The following is a 20,483-nucleotide window of genomic DNA, read 5'->3' as shown; positions in this document are numbered from 1 at the left end:
AATTTCCGTTCAAACCAGAGATGCTCCGCCACACTTAGGGCGGCTTGGCGCAAACGCCAGCACTAACCGCTTGAGAAGCGCACCGGTCTCGACTAACGGCTTGGCTTTAATGACTTCGGCGACACCTTCCCCCGCATCCTCCCGCTTTCCGGCGGGCAGGCGCGCTTTTCCGCATCGTGACCTGATCGCCATCGGCAGTCTGGAACGGCACGAAATCCTCTATCTGCTGGCCGAGGCCGAGCAGTATGTCGCCTTCAACCGGCAGGCGGCCAAGCACGCGGAGACGCTGGCGGGGCTGACCATCATCAACGCCTTCTTCGAAAATTCGACGCGCACGCTGCTCAGTTTCGAGATCGCGGGCAAGCGGCTGGGCGCTGATGTGGTGAATATGCACGCCGCGCAATCCTCTGTAAAAAAAGGTGAAACGCTGATCGATACGGCGGTGACGCTGAACGCGATGCGGGCCGATGCGATTGTGATCCGGCACGGTTCCAGCGGGGCGACGCAGCTTATTGCGGACAAGGTCGATTGCCCGGTTTTGAACGCCGGAGACGGGCAGCACGAACACCCGACACAGGCCCTGCTCGATGCGCTGGCGCTGCGCCATGCGCTGCGGGCGAAAGGGCACGTGGCGGAGGATTTTACCGGCCTGACCGTGACCATTTGCGGCGATATTCTACATAGCCGTGTGGCGCGTTCGAACATCCTCTGCCTGCAGGCGATGGGGGCGACCGTCCGGCTCTGCGCACCGCCTGCGCTGATCCCGCAAGGCGTGGAAACGATGGTTGCAGAGGTGCATAATCGATTCAACGCCGCTTTGGCGGGCGCGGATGTGGTGATGATGCTGCGGTTGCAGAACGAGCGCATGGATGGCCAGTTTATTCCGAGCCCGCGCGAGTATCGGCACCTTTATGGTTTGACGCAGGATCGGCTGGCACTGGCCGCGCCCGATGCGGTTGTGATGCATCCCGGCCCGATGAATCGCGGGATCGAGATCGATAGCGATGTGGCGGATATGCCGGGCCGTTCGATCATCACCGGGCAGGTGGAAATGGGTGTCGCGATGCGCATGGCCTGCCTTGACGTGCTCACCCGCAAGGCGCGCGGGGTTGCGGGGTGGGGAGACGGCGAATGGCTGTGAGCGAAACGGCTGGTCTGGCCATCACCAATGCCCGCATCGTTACTCCTGCAGGCGTGACCGGAGGCGCTCTGCGTTGCGAGGGCGGGCGGATTGCTGCTGTTGGCGAAGCCGGTCCGCTGGACGGTGACGTGGTGGTGGATGCCAAGGGCAAATTGCTCGCGCCGGGGCTGGTCGATCTCGGCGTGTTCGCGGTTGACAGTCCGGCGTTCCATTTCGGCGGGATTACCCGCGCTGCACTGATGCCCGACCAGTCGCCGCCGCTCGACCATCCCGCGCGCATCCGGTTTGCGGCCTATAGCGGCAAGCCCGATCTGTGGGTGCACCCGCTCGCCGCCGCCACCGCCGGGCTGGCGGGCGGGCAATTGGCCGAGCTGGCGCTGATGCAGGAAGCGGGCGCGAAGGCAGTGGCGACCGGGCGGCAGTGGATCGGCGATAGCGGGGTGATGCTGCGGCTGCTGCAATATGCCGCGATGCTCGATCTGGTGGCCATCACCCATGCCGAGGATGCCGCGCTGGCGGGCAATGCCGCGGCAACGGCGGGTGAAATGGCCACCCGCCTCGGCCTGCCGAGCGCGCCTGCGGAAGCCGAGGCGCTGGCGCTGGCGCGCGATATTGCGCTCGCCGAAATGAGCGGGGCGCGGGTGCATTTCCGGCAAGTCACCACAAGCGCCGGCCTTGCGCTGGTGCGGGCGGCCAAATCGCGCGGTGTGAACATCACTGCTGGCGTAACGCCTGCGCATTTCATGCTCTCCGATCTCGCGCTGGGCGATTACCGCACCTTTGCCCGCCTCTCGCCGCCCTTGCGCAGCGAGGATGACCGGCAGGCGGTGGTTGAGGCGATTGGCGATGGCACGATTGATGTCATTTCCAGCGGCCACGATCCGCGCGGGCCGGAGGACAAGCGTCTGCCCTTTGCCGATGCCGCTCCCGGAATGGCGGGTGCGGAAACGCTGCTGCCCCTCACGCTGACACTGGTGCGCGACGGGGTGATCGATCTGCCCCGCGCGTTCGATCTGCTCGCCCGCAATCCCGCCCGCCTGCTGGGCGTAGAGGCTGGCGAACTGGCAGCGGGCAGGGAAGCTGATCTGGCGATTATCGACACCGAAGCGCCGTGGATTGTCGACCGGCGGAAAATGGCGGCGCTGGCGGGCAATACCCCGTTTGACCGACAACCCGTGCAGGGCCGTACCACCGCGCTGTTCAAGGGAGGAAAACGCATTGTCTAAAGATTTCAGCGGCAAAACCGCGCTGGTTACCGGCGCCGCATCGGGCATTGGCGCGGCCTGCGCGCGGGCTTTGGCAGAGCGCGGCGCGGCCAGGCTGATCCTCGTCGATGTGCAGGGCGACGTGCTGGAAGCGATGGAGCTGGATTGCGAGACGCAAATCCACGCGGGCAGCGTTGCGGACGAGGCGCTGTGGGATGCCATTGAGGCAAAAGGCGAGACCATCCATGTCTCGGTGCTCAATGCCGGGATTGCGGGCGATGCGGCGCCGGTGATCCAGCATAGTTTCGACAACTGGCGCAAGATCATGGCGGTCAATCTCGACGGCGCGTTTCTGTCGCTGCGCACCGCCATGCGGATGGCGGAGCGAGGCAGCGCGATTGTGCTGACCGCTTCGGTGACGGGCGTGAAGCCGGAAAAGACCATAGCCGCCTATGCCTCGTCCAAAGCGGCAGTGATCCAACTCGCCAAAGTGGCCGCCAAGGAAGCCGCGCCGCATGGCGTGCGGGTGAACGCGATAGCGCCGGGCGGCGTCGATACCGCGATCTGGGACGGCGCGCCCTTTTTCGAAGACCTGGTCGCCAAGCACCAGGGCGACCGTGCCGGGGCGCTGGCGGCGATGGCGGCACAGGCAACCCCCATGGGGCGCTTTGCAACGCCGGAAGAGATCGCCGGACAAATTCTGTTCCTGCTCTCTGACCACGCGATCGGGATTACCGGATCAACGCTGGTAAGCGACGGCGGGTTTAGGCTTTAGTCACAAAGTCTCAAAGGTTTGGGGGTATGCCGACGCCATGTTTAGGTCCGCTAAATTTGTGACGAAATCGTGCGCTTTGGGGCCTTTGGTTCTTCTTGCCGGTTGCAATTCGGGCCCACTGGACAGCAGCGATGATTACCATTGCGCATTTGCGATGCACTTGGTTCTAAGTAATCCGGAAAACTCCCATTTTACCGATGAAGATGTCGAAGTATTCGAAGCGGTCAGATACTGGTTCGGCAAGGACAATCGTGATCGTGTTGAGTTAGAGCATGATGAGATGATGCAACGCGTTAGTGGAGACCCAAGCAACGTCGTTTCTACAGCCCAGCAGTGCTATGTCCGCGCTTTCGCAGACCACGGGTTCCGCGCGCTACCGCCTGTGCGTGAAGCTATCGCAACGCGCCGCGACGAGATCGAGCAACGCCTCAGCTCTTGGTGAGCGATGGGGGTTTTCGGCTTTGAGGCACTCGGCAATAGGCACTAGGCACTAGGCATTAGGCACAAGGGACAACCCACGACCCGATCATCCTGAGCCTGTCGAAGGATTGCACTTTTCTTTGCAGCTTGGCGCATTCCAGAAGGAGAAACAGTCCTTCGACAAGCTCAGGACAAGTGGGTTCAGCCAAATTCTATTGCCTATTGCCTATTGCCTAAAGCCTGCCGGAAAACAAAAAACCCCGCCCGGGGGAGGGCGGGGTTTCCTGTTTGTCTCTTGTGCGTCAACAACAGGAGACGGGGGTTCAGAGCGGTGAGGCTTAGCGGCGGGCCATCCGTACGCCGGTGTCCACGGCACCGGGCAACGGGCTCGATGCGGCCCAGCTGATGCAGCCGTCGCCGTTCGAAGTATTGACCCGGCCACACATCGCGCGGCTGCCATTGCGGTCGAAACCGCCAGCCGACACGCGCCAGTAATTGCGGCCGTTCACCACAGCCTGCGTGATGACCATCTCGCGCTCGGCGAGTTCGGGATAACGGCTGACATAAATGCCCCAGGCGCGCTCGGCCCCCGCTTCGCTGGCAAAGCTGCCGAGCTGGACGAAGTGCGTTGCGTTGCCGCTGGCATTGGCCGGCGCGGTAGCAATCGCCGGGCGGGCAATCGGAGGCGTCACCGCGTTGGCCGAACCGCGCGGAGCTGGCGCAGCAGCGGCACGCGCAGGCGTTGCCGCCGGAGCCGCAGCGACGGGAGCGGAACGGGCCGGAGCGGCAGCGACGGTAACAGGCGCAACCGGAGCGGCAGCGGTAGCAGGCCGATCAAGCGGTGCGAGCGCGGGCGCTTGTGCGGCAACCGCCGGAATGGCCGGAGCCACTTCGGGCAGCGCCGGGGCGGGCGCGGCGCGCGGGGCTTCGTTGACAAAGGCCTCCGCAAAGCTGGTGGGCGCGGGGCTGCGCGGAACATCGTAACGCGGCGCAGGTGCACCGACCGGCGGCAATTCGCCGCCAGTCGCAGGAACGCTCATCCGCTCACCCGGAGCCATCGCCATGGCCGGTGCCGGAGCGGTGGCTTCGGCAGCCAGATGCTCGGCGCTCGGCGAGTTTACCAATGCCAGATGCACCGGCTGGCCGCCGTCGCGGACATTGGCGGGCACGCCCAGCAGACCGGCAACGCGGGCATTATACGCTTCGGCATGGGTCATCTGCGCCCATTCGGCCATGCGGGTGCCGACTTCGTGCGCGGGCACATCTTGCGCCACCATCATGCGCGACTCGCGCCAGCGACCGGCAACGGCGTAGGCATAGGCCAGGTTCTGGCGGGTTTTCACCGTGTTGTCCCCGCCACGAATGGCGTTAGTCAGCACGTGGATGCCGCGTTCGGGCTGTCCGGCCAGCGCATAGGCAAGACCAAGGTCGGAAGCGGCGATTTCGCCCTGCCAGTCATTCAGCAGCGAGGAGGCTTCGGCGTAGCGGGCCTGACCCGTCAGCGAAAGCGCAAGGCTGAGCGCGGCACGCGGGCTGCGTTCCCCCAGCGCCATGGCGTCTTCAAAGCTGGTCGATGCGGCTGCGAAGCGGCCTGCTTCGAGATAGGCATTGCCCAAAGTCATGCGATATTCGGAATTGCGCGGATCAGCGGCAACGGCGGCTTCGGCCGACTGGACAGCGGAAGCGTGCTGCCCATTGGCAATCGCCAGCTGCGCATCGGCAGCGGCAACGCTTGCTTGCGGGCCGGGATTGGTCGCACAGCCGCTCAGCATCACTGCGGCCATCGCCGTGGTGACACCAAGGCCGATCATCGGATTGCGCTTCTGCAACGTATCCATCGCGTCAGTCCTCTTCTTCAAGACTTGTGTGTGCGCCGCATTTGCGCGGCAAGGGTATCGAGTTCAGGATATTGGGCCAGGAACGCATCAAGCGCCTGGGTAACGAGCGTTTGCGCGCTGCAATCATGCATCGTGCTCGCCAACCGCAACTTCAGATGGCGTTCGGCATCCAGCCGCAGGGTAAACGCGGCGCGCTTGCCCTTGACAGTGGCCGTTTGCGGCATCTGCGAAGGCGTAATCGGCGCGCGCTTGTGGGCGAGGGGCAGCGAAACGACCGAAGTCGGTGCGTCATCGCCCATATCGTTCCAACCGAGCGCATCCTGGCTGCTCGCCAGCTCGTCAAAATCGTCGCTGAGCTGGGCCATCCGCGAATCGGTGCCCAGCTGCGCGCGCATGGCGGGCTTGGCCGTACCCTTGCGGGCCAGCAGCATCGGGCCGAGCGATGCGAAGCGGCTTTCTTCGGGCATCGCCGCGCTGCTCATTACTGCGCCGCCCGGCGACCGAAGCCGCCTTGCTGGGTGGGAGCCACCGCCATCCGGCCACCCGGAGGGGCAAAAACGGTGCGGCGGAAGTTCTTTTCCAGACGATCCGCAACATAATGCCACAGCGCGGTGACTTCCTGCGCGCTGCGACCTTCGGGATCGACTTCCATCACCGTGCGGCCATCGATCATCGAGGCGGCAAAATCGGTGCGGTGGTGAACGGTGATCGGGGCGACGGTGCCGTGCTGCGACAGCGCGACAGCAGCTTCCGACGTGATCTTCGCCTTGGGGGTAGCGGCGTTGACCACGAAAATCAGCGGCTTGCCGGCACGCTCGCACAGATCAACCGTGGCGCCGACAGCGCGCAGATCGTGCGGGCTGGGACGGGTCGGCACGACCATCAGCTCGGCCACCGAAATCACGCTCTGGATCGCCATGGTGATGGCGGGGGGCGTGTCGATGACGGCGAGCTTGAAGCCCTGCTGGCGCAGGATCGCAAGATCATTGGCAAGGCGCGCGACCGTGGTCTGCGCAAAGGCCGGAAATTCCGCTTCGCGTTCGTTCCACCAATCGGCGAGCGAACCCTGCGGGTCGATATCGATAAGCACGACCGGGCCGGCGCCGGCACGTTGTGCCTGCACTGCCAGATGTCCGGCGAGAGTGGTCTTACCCGAACCACCCTTCTGCGATGCCAAAGCTAGAACGCGCAAGGCTGTTCCCCCTTGAAGTCAACTGACCCCGACCGGAGATGGTCTGACGGGTCTTGCGTCATGGATTTCGCAGGATACCGTTTATTTTGGGTTAATTTGGCACGGCGGTTTGTAAGGAAAATTGTCAGCGGCTGCGGCCATGCGGGCGGTGGCTGCCCCCGCGACAATCGCCTGTATTGCGCGCCTTACGGCTTGCGCATTGGCGATTGTGGCGGTCATAAACGCTTTGCTAATGGGCCATTTACTATAGCAGCGTTGAAAACGCGTTTCAGACGAGCAGGAATTTTCGCCAATGCCGCAGACAAAATCACGCTGGTTGACAAGTGCCGTGCTGGCCATCGCCGCCGGACTATCGCTGCCCGCCGCCGCGCAGAGCGTGGAAGCGGGCGTCGAGGCGTGGACGCGCGGAGACTACGCTGCTGCCGTGTCGCAGTGGCAGGGACCTGCGGCTGCGGGCGATCCCGATGCGATGTTCAATCTGGGGCAGGCCTATCGTCTTGGGCGCGGCGTGCCGATGGATATGGCGCGGGCGGAGGGCCTGTATGAACGCGCCGCACAGGCAGGCCATGTGCAGGCCGCCGATACCTATGGCCTAATGCTGTTCCAGGATGGCCGCCGTGAGGCCGCGTTGCCATTTGTGCAGGCCGCGGCGCGAAGGGGCGATCCGCGCGCGCGCTATCTGCTCGGCATCGCGCATTTCAACGGCGACCTTGTCCCGCGCGACTGGGAGCGCGCCTATGCGCTGCTGTCGCTGGCGCAGGCGGCGGGCCTTCCCAATGCGCAATCGGCGATTACCGAGATGGACCAGTATATGTCGCTCGAACAGCGGCAAAGCGGCGTCGCGCTCGCCCGGGTGATGGAGGATGAGGCGGTGCAGGCGCGTTCGGCAGAGCTTGCCGCCTTCGATCTGGGCACCGCCGGCCCGCCGCGCGCCACCAGCGCGCCGCCCGCGCGCCCTGCCGCGACCCCGCAAGTGCCGCGCCCGATCCCGACCGTCGCCGTCTCGCCCTCGATTGCCGCCGCACAGGATGCAGTGAACCAAGCACGGCAAGCCACGGGCACCGAGGATCCGGGTCAGGCCGGGGCGAGCTTCGCCAATTCGAGCCGCCCGGCAACGCGCCCCGCGCCGACACCGGCTCCTACACCGGCACCCGTTACGGTGGCCGCCGCTCCTACTCCTTCACCTACACCGGCTCCGGCGCGCGATCTCACCAGCGGCCCGTGGCGCGTACAGCTGGGCGCGTTCGGCGTGCAGGGCAATGCCGAACGGCTGTGGGAACGCCTGTCCTCGCGTTCCGAGCTGCGCGGGCGCGAGCGGCTGCTCGTCCCCAGTGGCCGCGTGACGCGTCTGCTGGCGGGCGGCTTTGCCACACAGGCCGAGGCGCAGGCGGCGTGTTCCAGCCTGCAACGCGCTGGCCAGGATTGCCTCGTCACCCGCAACTGATTTGCCGCTTCCCTGTCACGCGTCGTCAGCTAAGGTCGCGTGCGGGACGTTTGGGGAATCAGACATGAGCAACGCTGCCGCCGTTTTTGGCGATACGCCCGATACACTCGAACCGGTGACCGGCGGCAATCGCCTCGCCAATCTTGACCTGATCCGCGGCATCGCGGTGCTCGGCATTCTGGCGGCCAATATCGTCTTCTTCGGCCAGCCGATGATGGCCTATATGTGGCCGGAAGGCTTTGTGTCCGAAGCGGGCGACCCCGATTACTGGATGTGGATCGCACAATATGTGCTGATCGACGGCAAGATGCGCGGGCTGTTCACGCTGCTGTTCGGGGTCGGACTGGTGCTGTTTGTGGAGAAGGCGTGGGCGCGCGGTTCGGGCCGCTGGCTGCTGGCGCGGCGGCTCTTCTGGCTCTTGCTGTTCGGTTACGCGCATTTCCTGTTTATTTGGCGCGGCGATATTCTGATGCCCTATGCGGTGGGCGGGCTGCTCGCGCTGCTGTTTCTGCGGATGCAGGCGCGCAATCTGATCGTCGCGGGGCTGCTCGGCTATCTCCTTGGCGGGCTCGCCTATCTGGCCGCATATGTCAGCCCTTCGCTGGTGGCGGACACGGAGTTTGGTGACCAGCCCGAATTTGCCGAGATGCGCAGCGAACTCGATCGGGCGCAAAGCGAGATGCTGGCGGAAGACGCGGTCGAGACGGCGATTATGACGCAAGGCAGCTATGCCGATTTCGTGGCGCACAATGTTGGCGAGCACATTGCCGACCCCTTCGCCGATTCGGCGATGATGCTGCTGTTCGAAACCGTGCCACTGATCCTGATCGGGATGGGGCTGTATCGCTCAGGGTTCTTCAGCGGCGGTCTCAACCGGCGAAAGCAGCTGTTCTGGGGGTGGACGGGGATCGTCGTAGGTTCGCTGGTGACATTGGTTGCGGCCTGGGCACTGACGCGCGGTGGGCTGACCTTCTGGGAATCGATCGCCGCCTTCATGGCCTATGCCCATTACCCCAAATTACTCGTCATTTTCGGGCTTGCTGCCGTTCTTGCGATCTACGGAGCGAATGCGAGCGGCTGGCTGGCCGAGCGGCTGACGGCGGCGGGCAGGGCGGCCTTCACCAATTACCTCGGCACCTCAGTGCTGATGATGCTGATCTTCCACCCATGGGCAGGCGGGCTTTGGGGCGAGCTTTCGCGGGCGGAGCTCTATCTGGTCGTCGCGCTGGGCTGGGCGGTGATGCTGTGGTGGTCCAAACCGTGGCTGGAGCGGTATCGCTACGGCCCGCTCGAATGGCTGTGGCGCTGCCTGACCTACGGCAAGCTGTTCCCGTGGAAGCGGTGAGGCATCTGCCCTAAGTTTCTTTTGAGAATAGTTCGCATTAGTATTGCTATTGCAAACGACTCGCACTACCATGGGTGTATCAGAACGAAAGGTCTGCTCCGCCCATGTATACCTGCATCTGCAATGCGATCACCGAATGCGAACTGCGCAAGGCCGCGCGGCAGCATCGTGCGGGCGGCGCGGAAACGGTGTATGCCAAACTCGGCAAGCGTCCCAATTGCGGCACCTGCCTGGAAGAGGCGGAAGACATCATCCGCGAAGAGCGCGAGGCGCTGCTGGAGCCCGCCCACGCGGCCTGACGAGCGGGTTAGGTCGCGATTTGAGGTATCCTGCTACGCATTTGCATTAGCGCGGATTTCTGCGGTTTTTGGTGCGTCTTGATGCCGCTTTTGCTTGCCTTCCGGCGGCTTTCCAGCGTTAGTCTGCGGTCATAGCTAGCAATGGAGACACACCCATGAAGGGCGACCCCAAAGTCATCGAATTTTTGAACGCCGCGCTGACGAACGAGCTGACCGCGATCAACCAGTACTGGCTGCATTACCGCGTGCTCGACGATTGGGGCGTGACCAAACTCGCTGCTTACGAGCGCAAGGAATCGATCGAGGAAATGGAGCACGCCGACAAGCTGGCGGCGCGCGTGCTGTTCCTGAACGGCCTGCCCAATTTCCAGGCGATCCACAAATTGCAGGTTGGCGAAACGGTCGAGGAAATCCTGAAGGCCGACATGGCGCTGGAGGAAAAGGCCATTCCGCTGCTGCGCGATGCCATCGAATATTGTGAAAGCGTGCGCGACTATATCAGCCGCGATCTGTTCGCGCATATCCTCGACAATGAGGAAGAGCACGTCGATTTCCTCGAAACCCAGTTCGACATGATCGCGCGGATGGGGCTCGAAAATTACGTGCAGCTGCAAAGCAAGGCTGCGGGCGACGAGTAGGCCCGCTGCGGGGCGAGGGCGCTTTAGTCGCGCCCTTCGCCGCCGCTGAATTTGCCGCCACCGCCACGATTGGAATCGTAGGGGTTCTTGGGGCTTTTCAGCGTCAGCCGCACCGGCACCGCGCCAAAGCCCAGCTGCTTGCGGATGCCGTTCAAGAGATACCGTTCATAGCTGGTCGGCAGATCGAACAGGCGGCTGCCGAAAATCACAAAGCGCGGCGGGCGGGTGCCGACCTGCGTGATATAGCGCAGCTTGATCCGGCGACCCCCAGGCGCAGGCGGCGGGTTGGCCGACAGCGCATCATCGAACCAGCGGTTAAGCGCCGATGTCGGCACGCGGCGGCTCCAGTCATCGCGCAGCTTGAAGGCAGCACCGAGCATGGTGTCGAGGCCCTTGCCGGTTTTGGCGCTCACCGCGAAAAGCGGCACGCCGCGCAGCTGCGCAAGCCCTTCGTTCAAGGCTTCCTTGATGCCGTTGAACAGCGCGGACGCATCATCGGTGCCCACGGTGCCCGCCACGTCCCACTTGTTAATCGCGATCATCAACGCGCGCCCTTCTTCGAGCACCTTGTTGGCGATTTTCAAGTCCTGCACTTCCAGCCCGCGCGTCGCATCGAGCAGCAGCACGACAACCTCGGCATAGTCCACTGCACGCAGGCCGTCGGACACCGAGAGCTTCTCCAGCTTGTCGACCACTTTGGCGCGCTTGCGCATTCCGGCGGTGTCGATCAGCTTGATGATGCGCGTCTCCCCGCTCGCCGGATCGTGCCATTCCCAATCCACTGCGATGGAATCGCGGGTAATGCCCGCTTCCGGCCCGGTCAGCAGCCGGTCTTCACCCAGCAGCCGGTTAATCAGGGTCGATTTGCCCGCATTGGGACGGCCCACAATGGCGAGGCTAAGCGGTGCGGCGGGGTCAGTCTCGACCAGCTCGCCACCCTCTTCCGCCTCGCGCTCTGCCGCCAGCGCGGCGGCACGGTCGGCAGCGATGGCGGCCTCGGCCTCGGCTTCCAGCTCCAATTGGTCGGCCTTGTCGGCGATTAGCGGAACCAGCGCGGAATACAGATCGGCCACGCCTTCGCCGTGCTCGGCGCTCACCGGCACCGGCTCGCCCAGCCCCAGCGAATAACATTCCAGTATGCCGCTTTGGCCCGCATTGCCTTCCGCCTTGTTGGCGACCAGCACTACGGGCACTTCCTGCTGCCGCAGCCAGCGGGCGATTTCCTCGTCGAGCGGGGTGAGGCCTGCGCGGCTGTCGATCACGAACAGCGCGGCGTCCGCGCCTTTCAGCGAAACCTGCGTTTGCGCGCGCATCCGCCCGGGGAGAGAGGCATCGTCCTCATCCTCCCACCCGGCGGTATCCACCGCTTCGAATTCCAGCCCGGCAATCCCCGCATTGCCCATCCGCCGGTCGCGCGTAACCCCGGGCTGATCGTCGACCAGCGCAAGGCGCTTGCCAACCAGGCGGTTGAAGAGAGTCGATTTGCCGACATTGGGCCGACCGATGATGACGACCTGGGGGAGTTTGCGAGCGGGCATGATGCGGCGTCAGGTGGCGGTTTGTTGGCGGAATGGCAAGCGAATCGTCAGCGCACCCCGCTTACCAGCTTCCCGTATTCTCCATGCTCGCCCAGGGTTCCTGCGGGTCGAGATAGCCCTCCTGTAGCAGTTCAATGCTGATCCCGTCGGGTGTGCGGACAAAGGCCATGTGCCCGTCGCGCGGCGGGCGGTTGATCGTCACGCCTGCATCCATCAGCCGCTGGCAGATGTCGTAGATATTATCGACGCGGTAAGCGAGGTGGCCGAAATTGCGCCCGCCGGTGTAGTGCTCCGGCGCGCTGCCGTCGGCAGGCGGCCAGTTATAGGTCAGCTCGACCTCGGCCACGCCTTCTTGCCCCGGTGCAGCGAGGAAAATGAGCGTGAAGCGGCCCTTCTCGCTTTCCATCCGGCGCACTTCCTCCAGCCCGATCAGCTTGAAGAATTCGACCGTCGCATCCGGATCGGCGACGCGGATCATCGTATGAAGATATTTGACCATGGGAGGGCTCCTGCATCTGCTTGGAGCCTACCCATGTAGGCACGCCGCCGCAACGCGAAAGGACCCGCTCCGTTTCCGGCGCGGGCCCTCCCGTTCCTCGCTTTGGCGAAGGTCAGAAGCTGGCGGAGAGCGTCAGCACCACCGAATCGTCGGTGAAAGTGCCGTTCGGATCGACCAGCACATCGCCTTCCACGCCCACAAACGCCGCACCGATCGAGACCGGCGTGCCGGGGATCGCGGCTTCAGCGCCGATCGAATAGTCGATCGCTTCGCCGTCATTGGTGAAAGTCAGGAAGCCGTCGGTATAGCCGACATGGCCGGTGACGGTCAGCGGCGTGCCCGGAACGCCAAGGCCGAGATCGCCATAGACATAGAAGTTGTCGGTTCCGCCCAGCGAATCCTGGTCGGGTGCATAGGCGACGCCCACGGTCGCATCGAACGGTCCAAGGCCGACGCCCACCGAGCCGTAGAATTCGACATAGTCGGTCGAACCGCCAGCCGCGTTGGGATAGGCGTAATAGATCACGCCGACATCGGTCGACACATTGCCGAATTCGCCAGCCCAGCCGCCATAAATGTCGAGCTCGGTATGGCCGAAGCCGACCGTGTCTTCATCGAGCGAAGAGGCCCAGGTGCCGATGTAGAAACCGGCAGGCAGGCTGACATCAACCCCGCCCTGGATGGCGAGATCGCCGCCCGACAGGTTGACACCGCGGAAGCGGTATTCGCTGACGAGGGCAACATTGGCCGAAACCTCGACACCGATGCCTTCATCTTCTTCCTGCGCCATGGCAGGAGCGGCCGACAAAGCGGCGATGGCAAAAAGAGATACAGCCGAAAGGCTGCGAACGGACGTAAGCATGGGCAATTTCCTTCAAATTGCTGTGGTGAACTATGCTTCGTCCCACCTGCGCATCTGCACGTCCGGCATCTTTTTGCGTGCCGATTTGTGCGAAAGCGAAACTATCATGCACAATCGTGCTGCACTGCACAAGATTTATTGCGTAGATTCTCCACCGCCCGCATCAGTGTGTGAATTTTGCACCACATTCAGCGGTGCGACAGGTTTTTGCGCCACAGGCTGGATTTGCACCTGCGCGCCTTTGCGCTTCTGTGTGTAACCGCTATCTGCCCTGTCTTTTGCACCCATGATCAAGTATTTCGACACCATGTTCACCTTCTCCAAAAAGAAGAAGGATCTTCCGCGAATTCCCAAGGGCCAGCGTGTCTATGCGGTGGGCGATATTCACGGGCGTGCGGATTTGTTCGCGCAGCTGGTGGCCGCGATCGAGGAAGAAATCTTGGTGGCTGCGGCCAATGGCGTGGAATGCCAGGTGATCCTGCTTGGCGATCTGGTCGACCGCGGGCCGGACAGCGCGGGCGTGATCGACCTTGCCAAACGCTGGGCGAAAACCCGCAATGTGCGCGTGCTGTGCGGCAATCATGAGGAGATGTTCCTCAAGAGCTTTGACGACAAGGAAATGCTCAAACACTTCCTGCGCCACGGAGGGCGCGAGACGCTGATGAGTTATGGCGTGGATCGTAAGACTTTCAGCAAGCTCGGCGTTGGCGAATTGCAGGCGCTGATGCAGGATGTGGTGCCGGGCAAGCATCGCAAGTTTATGGCCAAATTCGAAGACATGATCCGCATCGGCGATTTCGTCTTCGTCCATGCGGGGATCGAGCCGGGCGTTCCGCTCAGCGCGCAAAAGGCGCGCACCTTGCGCTGGATTCGCGAACCCTTTCTCAGCCACAAGAAATCGCATGGCGCGGTGGTGGTTCATGGGCACACGATCACCGACGAGGTGGTGGATACGGGCAACCGTATTGGCGTTGACACCGGTGCCTATGCCACGGGTCGGCTGACCGCGCTGGTGCTGGAAGGCAGCACCCGCCGCTATCTCGCTGCGGAGGAGACAAAAGCGGGCGCGATAAAGATCAAGGGCGCAGCAATGGGCGGGTGATGGCACCGGCGAAGCATTGCTTGCCTTTCGTTGCTGTAGGAAAGTCCAAAGTGCCGGGGAGCCTGTAAGCCGGGTTCTGTCCTGCCGACGGTATCCCAAAAGGGACCGTATCGGCAGGGGCAGCCATTCATCTAGGCATTGGATTGCTCCAATGCTCCAGCAACCAACCCGGGTCTCATGGGAGCGAAACACTCCTGCCCGTAAGGCGCGAGACCCCTATGCGGTCTTGCTCCGGGTGGGGTTTGCCATGCGGGCGCTGTTACCAGAACCCCGGTGCGCTTTTACCGCACCCTTTCACCCTTGCCTGTGCCCCCAATCTCCAGAAGGAGCGCGGGCCATCGGCGGTATACTCTCTGTGGCACTTTCCCTAACCCCGGAACACGTCCGGAGTCGGCGGGCGTTACCCGCCACCCTTGTTTCGTGGAGCCCGGACTTTCCTCGGCCCCCATAAAGAGGGACGCGGCTGCCCGGCTCCCCGGCACAGGCCAGCATATAGGCCGGGCGACGGCGTAAGGAAAGCCGCCGCCCGAACCATAAGCGATTACTCGCCTTTGCCGCCGATCTGGTCGAGCGTCTCGTCGGGCGACAGAACAAGTTTCCAGATCAGCGCGCCTAGCGCCGCGCCGACCAGCGGGGCGACCCAGAACAGCCAGAGCTGCGGCAAGGCAGCGGTCTCGGCGTAGAAAGCGACGCCCGTTGAGCGCGCCGGATTGACCGAGGTGTTGCTGACCGGAATCGAGATCAGATGGATCAGCGTAAGGCCCAGCCCGATGGCAATCGGCGCAAATCCCGCGGGAGCCTTGGGGGACGTTGCGCCCAGAATGATGATCAGGAAGAATGCTGTCAGCACCACTTCGGCGATCAAAACGGCTTGCATTGAAAAGCCGCCGGGCGACAGCTCGCCAAATCCGTTGGAGGCGAAACCGCCCGCGCTCCAGCCGTCCTGACCCGAGGCGATCAGGAACAGGGTTCCCGCTGCGCAGAACGCGCCGAGCAATTGCGCCACCCAATAGCCGGGGAGCTCACCCCAGGAAAAGCGACCGCCAACCGCGAGGCCGAACGACACCGCCGGATTGAAATGTCCGCCCGAAATCCCGCCCACGGCATAGGCCATGGTCAGCACGGTCAGACCGAAAGCCAGCGACACCCCGGCAAAGCCGATGCCGAGTTCCGGAAACGCCGCCGCCAGCACTGCTGAACCGCAGCCGCCGAACACCAGCCAGAATGTGCCGAAAAACTCGGCGCCCAATTTGCGTATCATTATTACCTCTCCCCTGATTGAAGGCAGGGCAATGCTACCGCGAAACCGGGCAAAGGCGGTGTAAAATCTTTTCCGTGCCGAGCTTAGCCCGCCGCGGCCTCGGCATATTGGTCATAGGCTTCAAGCGCTTGTGCAGCATACATCGCGCTTGGCCCTGCGCCCATATAGATCGCAAGCCCCAGCGTTTCGGCGATTTCCTCGCGCGTTGCGCCGTGCTTGCGCGCGCCTTCGACATGGTAGGTGATGCACGGATCGCAGCGCACCGCCACCGAGATGGCCACCGCGAGCAGTTCCTTGGTCTTGGCATCCAGCGCGCCGCCGCCATGCACGGCCGCACCCATTTCGCGGAAAGCCTTCATCACATCGGGCTGGCCTTTGTGCAGGGTCTTGATCGCGGGGAGGAGAGCGGTGGCCATTCCCGGCCAGTCCTTGAAGTGCGATGCAGTCATTGATCGGATTCCTTGTTTATCATTGCCATTGCGGGCCTTTGCCGCGCCGCGCACCGGCCTGCATTGCGCCAGATCAAATCCCGGCGATGCTAGCGCGCCAGTCCCCGATCCCGATCGAGCAGCAATTGGAACAGGATCGCGCGCACTTGCCCGTCGATCACGCCGTCGATCCGCTCGGGCCGCCAGCGGCGCTGGAACGCCTCGACCGCCTTGCGCCCGTCGGTAATCTCGTAGCCGAAGCGTTCCAGCGCGAGATAGAAGCTCGCATCATTGCCGAACACGTCGCCTTGTTCGAGCTTCTCCGGGCGGGCGAGGCACAGGCCGCATCCGGCCAAGCGATCCCAAGGAAACAGCTCGCCCGGATCGACCTTGCGCGCGGGCGCGACATCCGAATGCGCAACCACATTGGCGCGCGGCACGTCATATTGCTTCACGATCCGGTGGAGCAGTGGCACCAGCGCGTCGATCTGCGCTTCGGCAAAGGGCCGGTAGCCGAGCGCGTGGCCGGGATGGTCAAGCTCGATCCCGATGCTCGCCGAATTGACATCGCGGTTCCCCCGCCAATAACTCGCCCCCGCGTGCCAGGCGCGCTTGTCTTCATCGACCAGCCGGATCACCTCGCCATCCTCGGTGATGCAGTAATGCGCGCTCACCTGCGCTTCCGGATCGCACATCCGTTCCAGCGCGCTCTCCACCGGTTTCATTTCGGTATAGTGGAGCACCACCATCGAGACGGGCAATTTCCGCTCGTTGAAATTGGGCGAGGGATGCTCGCGGTGGACGAGTTCGTCAGTCAATAGCGCCTATCCAATCATGCCTTCGCCATCGGGCAATACCGCGCCCAGCACCAGCGCTTCGGGCGTGTGCGCGTGCTGCACGCCGCCGCCTTGCTCCTGCACCAGCATCTGCACCATATGCGCCGGCGCGGTGCGCCCGCTGAGGTCAGCCACCGGCAAGCGGCCGGCCAACGCCTGACCCAGCATCGGATCGAACGCAACCTTGGGCCCTGCCGCGCGGATTGCGATCTCGGTCGTCCCGCCGCGCGATTCCGCGCCCACTTCCAGCGTGCCGCCGCGCACCAGCGCGTCGAGGCCCATCGCGGCGAGGTTGAGCAGCACTTTGACCGCAGGCTTGGACAGCGTGGGCTCGGCGACGCTCCATGCCAGCGTCAGCCGTTCGTCATTGGCGGTGAGTGCCTGGAGCAATTCCTTCGGCTCTTCGGCGGGAACACGGTCGCCAAACCCGCCCGCCGCGCCGAATGCGAGGCGGAAGAACTTGAGCTTGCTCGCCGAGGTGCGCGCGCTTTGTTCGAGCAGTTCGATGCACCGTTTGCGCATTTCCGGATCGCTCTCGTCCGCGAGCAGTTCCAAGCCATTATTGAGCGCGCCCACGGGGCTGAGCAGATCGTGGCACAAGCGCGAACAGAGCAGGGCGGCGAGATCGGTTTGCGAGGTCATTCAGATTTGGGCCGTTCAGTATGAATTTCAAAGGTGACAAAGTTGACACCGCGTCAACCTGTTGGCGTTAGCACATATATCTGATAAAAAAGGCATTTTCGTGGTTTTTGCCGAAGTTGACACATGGGTGTGGGCCCCGGTCCTTCTCCTCTTACCAGATTTGACCACTGCTTTAGCTATGCGACACCGTGTAGGGAAGCGGTGTAAACTGGTTTTCGTCGTCCCGCCACAACGTCACATCCAAATCCTTCCCGATAATGGCCCAAATGCGCCCGTCGCCTGAGGCTTGCGCCCGATCTTCAGTCGATGGTCTGGCAGGGCCATCGGGGTGCGAGTGGTAGTAGCCGAGCACTTGCGCGCCGCCTCCGCGCGCCGCGCGGTGAGCGGCGATGAGGGCAGCGGGGTCGATCTCGAAATGCGATTCGGGGGAAGGGTGGACATTCGCGGCGGGCTGCGCGGCGGTGATGCGGTTGGCAGTGCCGGTGAAGATGCCGCAGCATTCTTGCGGGGCAGAGTTGGCGGCGTGGGTGCGGATTTGGTCGAGGACAGCTTTATCCAACAAAACACCGCTCTCCTTTTCCGATTGCCCTGAGCTTGTCGGAAGCGAAGCTGGCCAAGGGCCAACGGCTGCCCTTGCTTTTGGCATAGCGCGACACCGCATCCCAATCGCCACGAATAAGTGCTAGCTTCTTCTTCCTTGACCAACCCTTGATCTGCTTTTCCGCCGCCTTCGCCTCCTCGCGCGTCACAAATTCCTGCGACCAGACCAGCTTTACGGGGCGCCAATCGCGCGAGAATCCGGGCAACAGGCCTTGTTCGTGCTGCCAGACCCTGCGCTCCAAATCGTCGGTATGGCCGGTATAAAACTTGCCGGTGTGGCAGTGCAGGATGTAAGTCCAAAAGGGCATGGTTCGGTCTAAAGAGAAAAGCAGCCCTTCGACAAGCTCAGGGCAGTCGGTGGAGGGGTTGTGACCGAAGGCGAAACACGCACAGGAATTATCCAGACCCCCGCCCGCCTCGACAAGGCGCTCGCTGCTGTCACCGATCTCAGCCGCGAGCGGATCAAGGCGTTGATTGCGGACGGGAAAGTGCTGATTGACGGCAAGCCCGCCACCAGCCCCTCGGCCAAAGTTCAAGCGAACTCCAGCTTTTCTATCCACATTCCGCCCCCGGATAATCCACAGGCGCTTCCACAGGATATCCCCGTCACCGTGGTGTTCGAGGACGCGCATCTGATCGTCGTCGACAAGCCTGCGGGCATGGTCGTCCACCCTGCGGCAGGCAATCCCGATGGCACGCTGGTCAATGCGCTGCTGCACCATTGCGCCAAAGACGGCAAAGGCTCGCTCAGCGGCATCGGCGGCGTCGCGCGGCCCGGCATCGTCCACCGGATCGACAAGGACACCTCCGGCCTGCTGGTGGTCGCCAAAACCGACAAGGCGCATGAAGGGCTGGCGCGGCAATTCGCCGACCATTCGCTCGAACGCGCCTATTTCGCGGTCTGTGGCGGCCACCCGAACCCCGCCAGCGGCACGGTGGACGCGCGGCTGGGCCGTTCGGACGCCGACCGAAAGAAAATGGCGGTGCTGCCCAAGGATTCCTTGCGCGGCAAAACCGCTGTCACCCATTACACAACCATAGAGCGGCTCGATCACGCCAGTCTGATCGAATGCCGCCTTGAAACAGGGCGAACCCACCAGGTGCGGGTTCACCTTGCTTCAATTGGTCATTCGTTATTGGGAGACCCTGTTTATGGACGCACACCTGCACCCCTCAGGGCCACGCTGAAAGCGATGCCGTTCACCCGTCAGGCGCTCCACGCGGCGATTCTCGGCTTCGAACATCCGGTGACGGGTAACTTTTGCCGGTTCGCAAGCGAAATTCCCGCCGATATGTTGGAACTTATCGACCAACTGGGTGGTTCTCATCGATGAAATGCACCCTATATCTCCCCAGTGCGTGTATAAGCAAAGCGCACCAACAATGTGGCCGCTAAGGCCGGGTGCCCAGCAGGGGCCTGGAAGCTGCGGTCGACGCAAGAAAGGTTTGGGACTAACATGAGTAATCGCAGGCCGAATGTGCCAGCACTGAGCGGTGAGCAGAGCCTCAACCGCTATCTTTCCGAAATCAAGAAATTCCCCGTGCTGACCGCCGAGCAGGAATATATGCTCGCCAAGCGCTATGCCGAGCATGAGGACCAGGACGCGGCCGCGCAACTGGTGACGAGCCATTTGCGCCTCGTTGCCAAGCTGGCGATGGGCTATCGCGGCTATGGTCTGCCCGTTGCGGACCTCATTTCCGAAGGCAATGTCGGCCTGATGCAGGGCGTGAAGAAGTTCGAGCCCGATCGCGGCTTCCGCCTCGCCACCTATGCCATGTGGTGGATCAAGGCGAGCATCCAGGAATATATCCTGCGCTCGTGGAGCCTTGTCAAAATGGGCACCACCGCCGCGCAGAAGAAGCTGTTCTTCAACCTGCGCCGGATGAAGAAGCAGCTGGAGGCCTATGAGGATTCCGACCTGCATCCCGACGATGTGACCAAGATCGCCACCGATCTGGGCGTGTCGGAGCAGGAAGTGGTCAATATGAACCGCCGCATGATGATGGGCGGGGACGGCTCGCTCAACACCCCCATGCGCGGCGGCGAGGAAGGTTCTGGCGAATGGCAGGATTGGCTGACCGATGACCGCCCCTTGCAGGACGAAACCGTGGCCGAGGCCGAGGAAGCCGATGTCCGCCGCGAAATGCTGGTGGAAGCGATGGACGCGCTGAACGACCGCGAGAAGCACATCCTGACCGAACGCCGCCTGACGGAAAACCCGCAGACTTTGGAAGAGCTCTCGCAGGTCTACAACGTGAGCCGCGAACGCATCCGCCAGATCGAAGTGCGCGCTTTCGAGAAGCTGCAGAAAGCGATGCAGCGGATTGCTGGCGAGCGGTTGCTGCCGGTTGCGGCTTAGGCAGTAGGCAGTAGGCAGTAGGCAATAGAGGGGCCGGGCGGCGACGCTCGGCCCTTTT

Annotated in this window: 24 protein-coding genes and 1 other RNA gene; 11 read left to right on the top strand and 14 right to left on the bottom strand. The window is 63.1% G+C overall.

Annotated features, from left to right (window positions below):
* Positions 1–109: 109 nt before the first annotated feature.
* The 4 genes from GC121_RS01575 (at position 110) to GC121_RS01560 (ending at position 3,563) form a co-directional block, all read left to right on the top strand.
* The gene (locus GC121_RS01575; RefSeq protein WP_151972442.1) at positions 110–1,141 is read left to right on the top strand and encodes an aspartate carbamoyltransferase catalytic subunit; all 1,032 of its coding nucleotides are present in this window, start codon (positions 110–112) and stop codon (positions 1,139–1,141) included.
* Positions 1,132–2,367 (top strand): dihydroorotase family protein, encoded by a 1,236-nt coding sequence (locus GC121_RS01570; protein WP_151972441.1) that lies wholly within the window; start codon positions 1,132–1,134, stop codon positions 2,365–2,367. Before GC121_RS01575 ends, GC121_RS01570 begins: the two co-directional genes overlap by 10 nt.
* Positions 2,360–3,121, top strand: a complete 762-nt coding sequence (locus tag GC121_RS01565; protein ID WP_151972440.1) for an SDR family NAD(P)-dependent oxidoreductase — start codon at positions 2,360–2,362, stop codon at positions 3,119–3,121. Before GC121_RS01570 ends, GC121_RS01565 begins: the two co-directional genes overlap by 8 nt.
* A gap of 154 nt (positions 3,122–3,275) precedes the next feature.
* Positions 3,276–3,563, top strand: a complete 288-nt coding sequence (locus GC121_RS01560) for a hypothetical protein (protein ID WP_151972439.1) — start codon at positions 3,276–3,278, stop codon at positions 3,561–3,563.
* Between the two features lie 316 nt (positions 3,564–3,879).
* Here the strand turns inward: GC121_RS01560 and GC121_RS01555 are convergent, their stop codons facing one another.
* Genes GC121_RS01555 through GC121_RS01545 form a run of 3 tightly spaced genes read right to left on the bottom strand, consistent with a single transcriptional unit; the run spans position 3,880 to position 6,571 of the window.
* Positions 3,880–5,379, bottom strand: a complete 1,500-nt coding sequence (locus GC121_RS01555; protein WP_151972438.1) for an SPOR domain-containing protein — start codon at positions 5,377–5,379, stop codon at positions 3,880–3,882.
* A gap of 17 nt (positions 5,380–5,396) precedes the next feature.
* On the bottom strand, positions 5,397–5,861 hold the full coding sequence (locus GC121_RS01550; protein WP_234421059.1) for a hypothetical protein: 465 nt from the start codon (positions 5,859–5,861) through the stop codon (positions 5,397–5,399).
* Complete coding sequence (locus tag GC121_RS01545) at positions 5,861–6,571, bottom strand: ParA family protein (RefSeq protein ID WP_151972437.1); 711 nt, start codon at positions 6,569–6,571, stop codon at positions 5,861–5,863. Before GC121_RS01545 ends, GC121_RS01550 begins: the two co-directional genes overlap by 1 nt.
* A 292-nt stretch (positions 6,572–6,863) precedes the next feature.
* On the opposite strand from GC121_RS01545, the gene GC121_RS01540 reads away from it, so the two are divergent.
* The 4 genes from GC121_RS01540 to bfr all read left to right on the top strand — a co-directional run bounded on the left by GC121_RS01540 (position 6,864) and on the right by bfr (position 10,297).
* The gene (locus GC121_RS01540) at positions 6,864–8,015 is read left to right on the top strand and encodes an SPOR domain-containing protein (protein ID WP_151972436.1); all 1,152 of its coding nucleotides are present in this window, start codon (positions 6,864–6,866) and stop codon (positions 8,013–8,015) included.
* A gap of 64 nt (positions 8,016–8,079) precedes the next feature.
* A complete protein-coding gene (locus tag GC121_RS01535; protein ID WP_151972435.1) occupies positions 8,080–9,360 on the top strand; it encodes a DUF418 domain-containing protein in 1,281 nt (426 codons plus the stop codon).
* A 104-nt stretch (positions 9,361–9,464) separates the two neighbouring features.
* On the top strand, positions 9,465–9,659 hold the full coding sequence (locus GC121_RS01530; RefSeq protein WP_151972434.1) for a bacterioferritin-associated ferredoxin: 195 nt from the start codon (positions 9,465–9,467) through the stop codon (positions 9,657–9,659).
* Between the two features lie 155 nt (positions 9,660–9,814).
* Entirely contained in the window at positions 9,815–10,297 is a 483-nt protein-coding gene (bfr, locus tag GC121_RS01525; protein WP_151972433.1) for a bacterioferritin, read from the top strand.
* 23 nt (positions 10,298–10,320) lie between these two features.
* On the opposite strand, the gene der is transcribed toward bfr, so the two are convergent.
* The 4 genes from der to GC121_RS15180 all read right to left on the bottom strand — a co-directional run bounded on the left by der (position 10,321) and on the right by GC121_RS15180 (position 13,484).
* The gene (gene der / locus GC121_RS01520) at positions 10,321–11,835 is read right to left on the bottom strand and encodes a ribosome biogenesis GTPase Der (protein ID WP_151972432.1); all 1,515 of its coding nucleotides are present in this window, start codon (positions 11,833–11,835) and stop codon (positions 10,321–10,323) included.
* 61 nt (positions 11,836–11,896) lie between these two features.
* Positions 11,897–12,334, bottom strand: coding sequence for a VOC family protein (locus GC121_RS01515; RefSeq protein ID WP_151972431.1), 438 nt, complete (start codon positions 12,332–12,334; stop codon positions 11,897–11,899).
* Between the two features lie 112 nt (positions 12,335–12,446).
* The gene (locus GC121_RS01510) at positions 12,447–13,196 is read right to left on the bottom strand and encodes a TorF family putative porin (RefSeq protein ID WP_151972430.1); all 750 of its coding nucleotides are present in this window, start codon (positions 13,194–13,196) and stop codon (positions 12,447–12,449) included.
* Positions 13,197–13,331: 135 nt separating this feature from the next.
* Complete coding sequence (locus GC121_RS15180; protein ID WP_199857699.1) at positions 13,332–13,484, bottom strand: hypothetical protein; 153 nt, start codon at positions 13,482–13,484, stop codon at positions 13,332–13,334.
* On the opposite strand from GC121_RS15180, the gene GC121_RS01505 reads away from it, so the two are divergent.
* Entirely contained in the window at positions 13,483–14,298 is an 816-nt protein-coding gene (locus tag GC121_RS01505) for a metallophosphoesterase family protein (protein WP_151972429.1), read from the top strand. The genes GC121_RS15180 and GC121_RS01505 overlap by 2 nt on opposite strands.
* A gap of 49 nt (positions 14,299–14,347) precedes the next feature.
* On the opposite strand, the gene rnpB is transcribed toward GC121_RS01505, so the two are convergent.
* From rnpB to GC121_RS15170, 7 genes are all read right to left on the bottom strand, one after another.
* Positions 14,348–14,777: RNase P RNA component class A (gene rnpB / locus GC121_RS01500), an RNA gene on the bottom strand.
* A gap of 62 nt (positions 14,778–14,839) precedes the next feature.
* Positions 14,840–15,559, bottom strand: coding sequence for an aquaporin Z (gene aqpZ / locus GC121_RS01495; protein WP_151972428.1), 720 nt, complete (start codon positions 15,557–15,559; stop codon positions 14,840–14,842).
* A gap of 83 nt (positions 15,560–15,642) precedes the next feature.
* On the bottom strand, positions 15,643–16,008 hold the full coding sequence (locus GC121_RS01490) for a carboxymuconolactone decarboxylase family protein (RefSeq protein WP_151972427.1): 366 nt from the start codon (positions 16,006–16,008) through the stop codon (positions 15,643–15,645).
* Between the two features lie 89 nt (positions 16,009–16,097).
* Positions 16,098–16,736 (bottom strand): N-acetylmuramoyl-L-alanine amidase, encoded by a 639-nt coding sequence (locus tag GC121_RS01485; RefSeq protein ID WP_370513759.1) that lies wholly within the window; start codon positions 16,734–16,736, stop codon positions 16,098–16,100.
* Positions 16,737–16,811: 75 nt separating this feature from the next.
* Entirely contained in the window at positions 16,812–17,465 is a 654-nt protein-coding gene (locus GC121_RS01480) for a histidine phosphotransferase family protein (protein ID WP_151972425.1), read from the bottom strand.
* Between the two features lie 172 nt (positions 17,466–17,637).
* Positions 17,638–18,024, bottom strand: a complete 387-nt coding sequence (locus GC121_RS15175) for a Mov34/MPN/PAD-1 family protein (protein WP_234421058.1) — start codon at positions 18,022–18,024, stop codon at positions 17,638–17,640.
* Complete coding sequence (locus tag GC121_RS15170; protein ID WP_199857697.1) at positions 18,017–18,373, bottom strand: GIY-YIG nuclease family protein; 357 nt, start codon at positions 18,371–18,373, stop codon at positions 18,017–18,019. Before GC121_RS15170 ends, GC121_RS15175 begins: the two co-directional genes overlap by 8 nt.
* Positions 18,374–18,433: 60 nt before the next feature.
* Here GC121_RS15170 and GC121_RS01470 point away from each other — a divergent pair, with 60 nt between their 5' ends.
* Positions 18,434–19,399, top strand: a complete 966-nt coding sequence (locus GC121_RS01470; RefSeq protein ID WP_151972424.1) for an RluA family pseudouridine synthase — start codon at positions 18,434–18,436, stop codon at positions 19,397–19,399.
* 123 nt (positions 19,400–19,522) lie between these two features.
* A complete protein-coding gene (rpoH, locus tag GC121_RS01465; protein ID WP_151972423.1) occupies positions 19,523–20,425 on the top strand; it encodes an RNA polymerase sigma factor RpoH in 903 nt (300 codons plus the stop codon).
* The last annotated feature ends 58 nt before the right edge of the window (positions 20,426–20,483 follow it).

It is taken from the genome of Erythrobacter sp. EC-HK427 (assembly GCF_902498745.1).
Classification (GTDB): Bacteria; Pseudomonadota; Alphaproteobacteria; order Sphingomonadales; family Sphingomonadaceae; genus Alteraurantiacibacter.
This window is presented reverse-complemented; position numbering and strand designations above follow the sequence as displayed.

Coding starts and splice junctions, on each gene's coding strand:
- GC121_RS01575 (WP_151972442.1), top strand. CDS start 110: ATGACTTCGGCGACACCTTCCCCCGCATCCTCCCGCTTTCCGGCGGGC.
- GC121_RS01570 (WP_151972441.1), top strand. CDS start 1,132: ATGGCTGTGAGCGAAACGGCTGGTCTGGCCATCACCAATGCCCGCATC.
- GC121_RS01560 (WP_151972439.1), top strand. CDS start 3,276: ATGCACTTGGTTCTAAGTAATCCGGAAAACTCCCATTTTACCGATGAA.
- GC121_RS01555 (WP_151972438.1), bottom strand. CDS start 5,379: ATGGATACGTTGCAGAAGCGCAATCCGATGATCGGCCTTGGTGTCACC.
- GC121_RS01550 (WP_234421059.1), bottom strand. CDS start 5,861: ATGAGCAGCGCGGCGATGCCCGAAGAAAGCCGCTTCGCATCGCTCGGC.
- GC121_RS01540 (WP_151972436.1), top strand. CDS start 6,864: ATGCCGCAGACAAAATCACGCTGGTTGACAAGTGCCGTGCTGGCCATC.
- GC121_RS01535 (WP_151972435.1), top strand. CDS start 8,080: ATGAGCAACGCTGCCGCCGTTTTTGGCGATACGCCCGATACACTCGAA.
- GC121_RS01530 (WP_151972434.1), top strand. CDS start 9,465: ATGTATACCTGCATCTGCAATGCGATCACCGAATGCGAACTGCGCAAG.
- bfr (WP_151972433.1), top strand. CDS start 9,815: ATGAAGGGCGACCCCAAAGTCATCGAATTTTTGAACGCCGCGCTGACG.
- der (WP_151972432.1), bottom strand. CDS start 11,835: ATGCCCGCTCGCAAACTCCCCCAGGTCGTCATCATCGGTCGGCCCAAT.
- GC121_RS01515 (WP_151972431.1), bottom strand. CDS start 12,334: ATGGTCAAATATCTTCATACGATGATCCGCGTCGCCGATCCGGATGCG.
- GC121_RS01510 (WP_151972430.1), bottom strand. CDS start 13,196: ATGCTTACGTCCGTTCGCAGCCTTTCGGCTGTATCTCTTTTTGCCATC.
- GC121_RS01505 (WP_151972429.1), top strand. CDS start 13,483: ATGATCAAGTATTTCGACACCATGTTCACCTTCTCCAAAAAGAAGAAG.
- GC121_RS15180 (WP_199857699.1), bottom strand. CDS start 13,484: ATGGGTGCAAAAGACAGGGCAGATAGCGGTTACACACAGAAGCGCAAA.
- aqpZ (WP_151972428.1), bottom strand. CDS start 15,559: ATGATACGCAAATTGGGCGCCGAGTTTTTCGGCACATTCTGGCTGGTG.
- GC121_RS01490 (WP_151972427.1), bottom strand. CDS start 16,008: ATGACTGCATCGCACTTCAAGGACTGGCCGGGAATGGCCACCGCTCTC.
- GC121_RS01485 (WP_370513759.1), bottom strand. CDS start 16,736: ATGGTGGTGCTCCACTATACCGAAATGAAACCGGTGGAGAGCGCGCTG.
- GC121_RS01480 (WP_151972425.1), bottom strand. CDS start 17,465: ATGACCTCGCAAACCGATCTCGCCGCCCTGCTCTGTTCGCGCTTGTGC.
- GC121_RS15170 (WP_199857697.1), bottom strand. CDS start 18,373: ATGCCCTTTTGGACTTACATCCTGCACTGCCACACCGGCAAGTTTTAT.
- rpoH (WP_151972423.1), top strand. CDS start 19,523: ATGAGTAATCGCAGGCCGAATGTGCCAGCACTGAGCGGTGAGCAGAGC.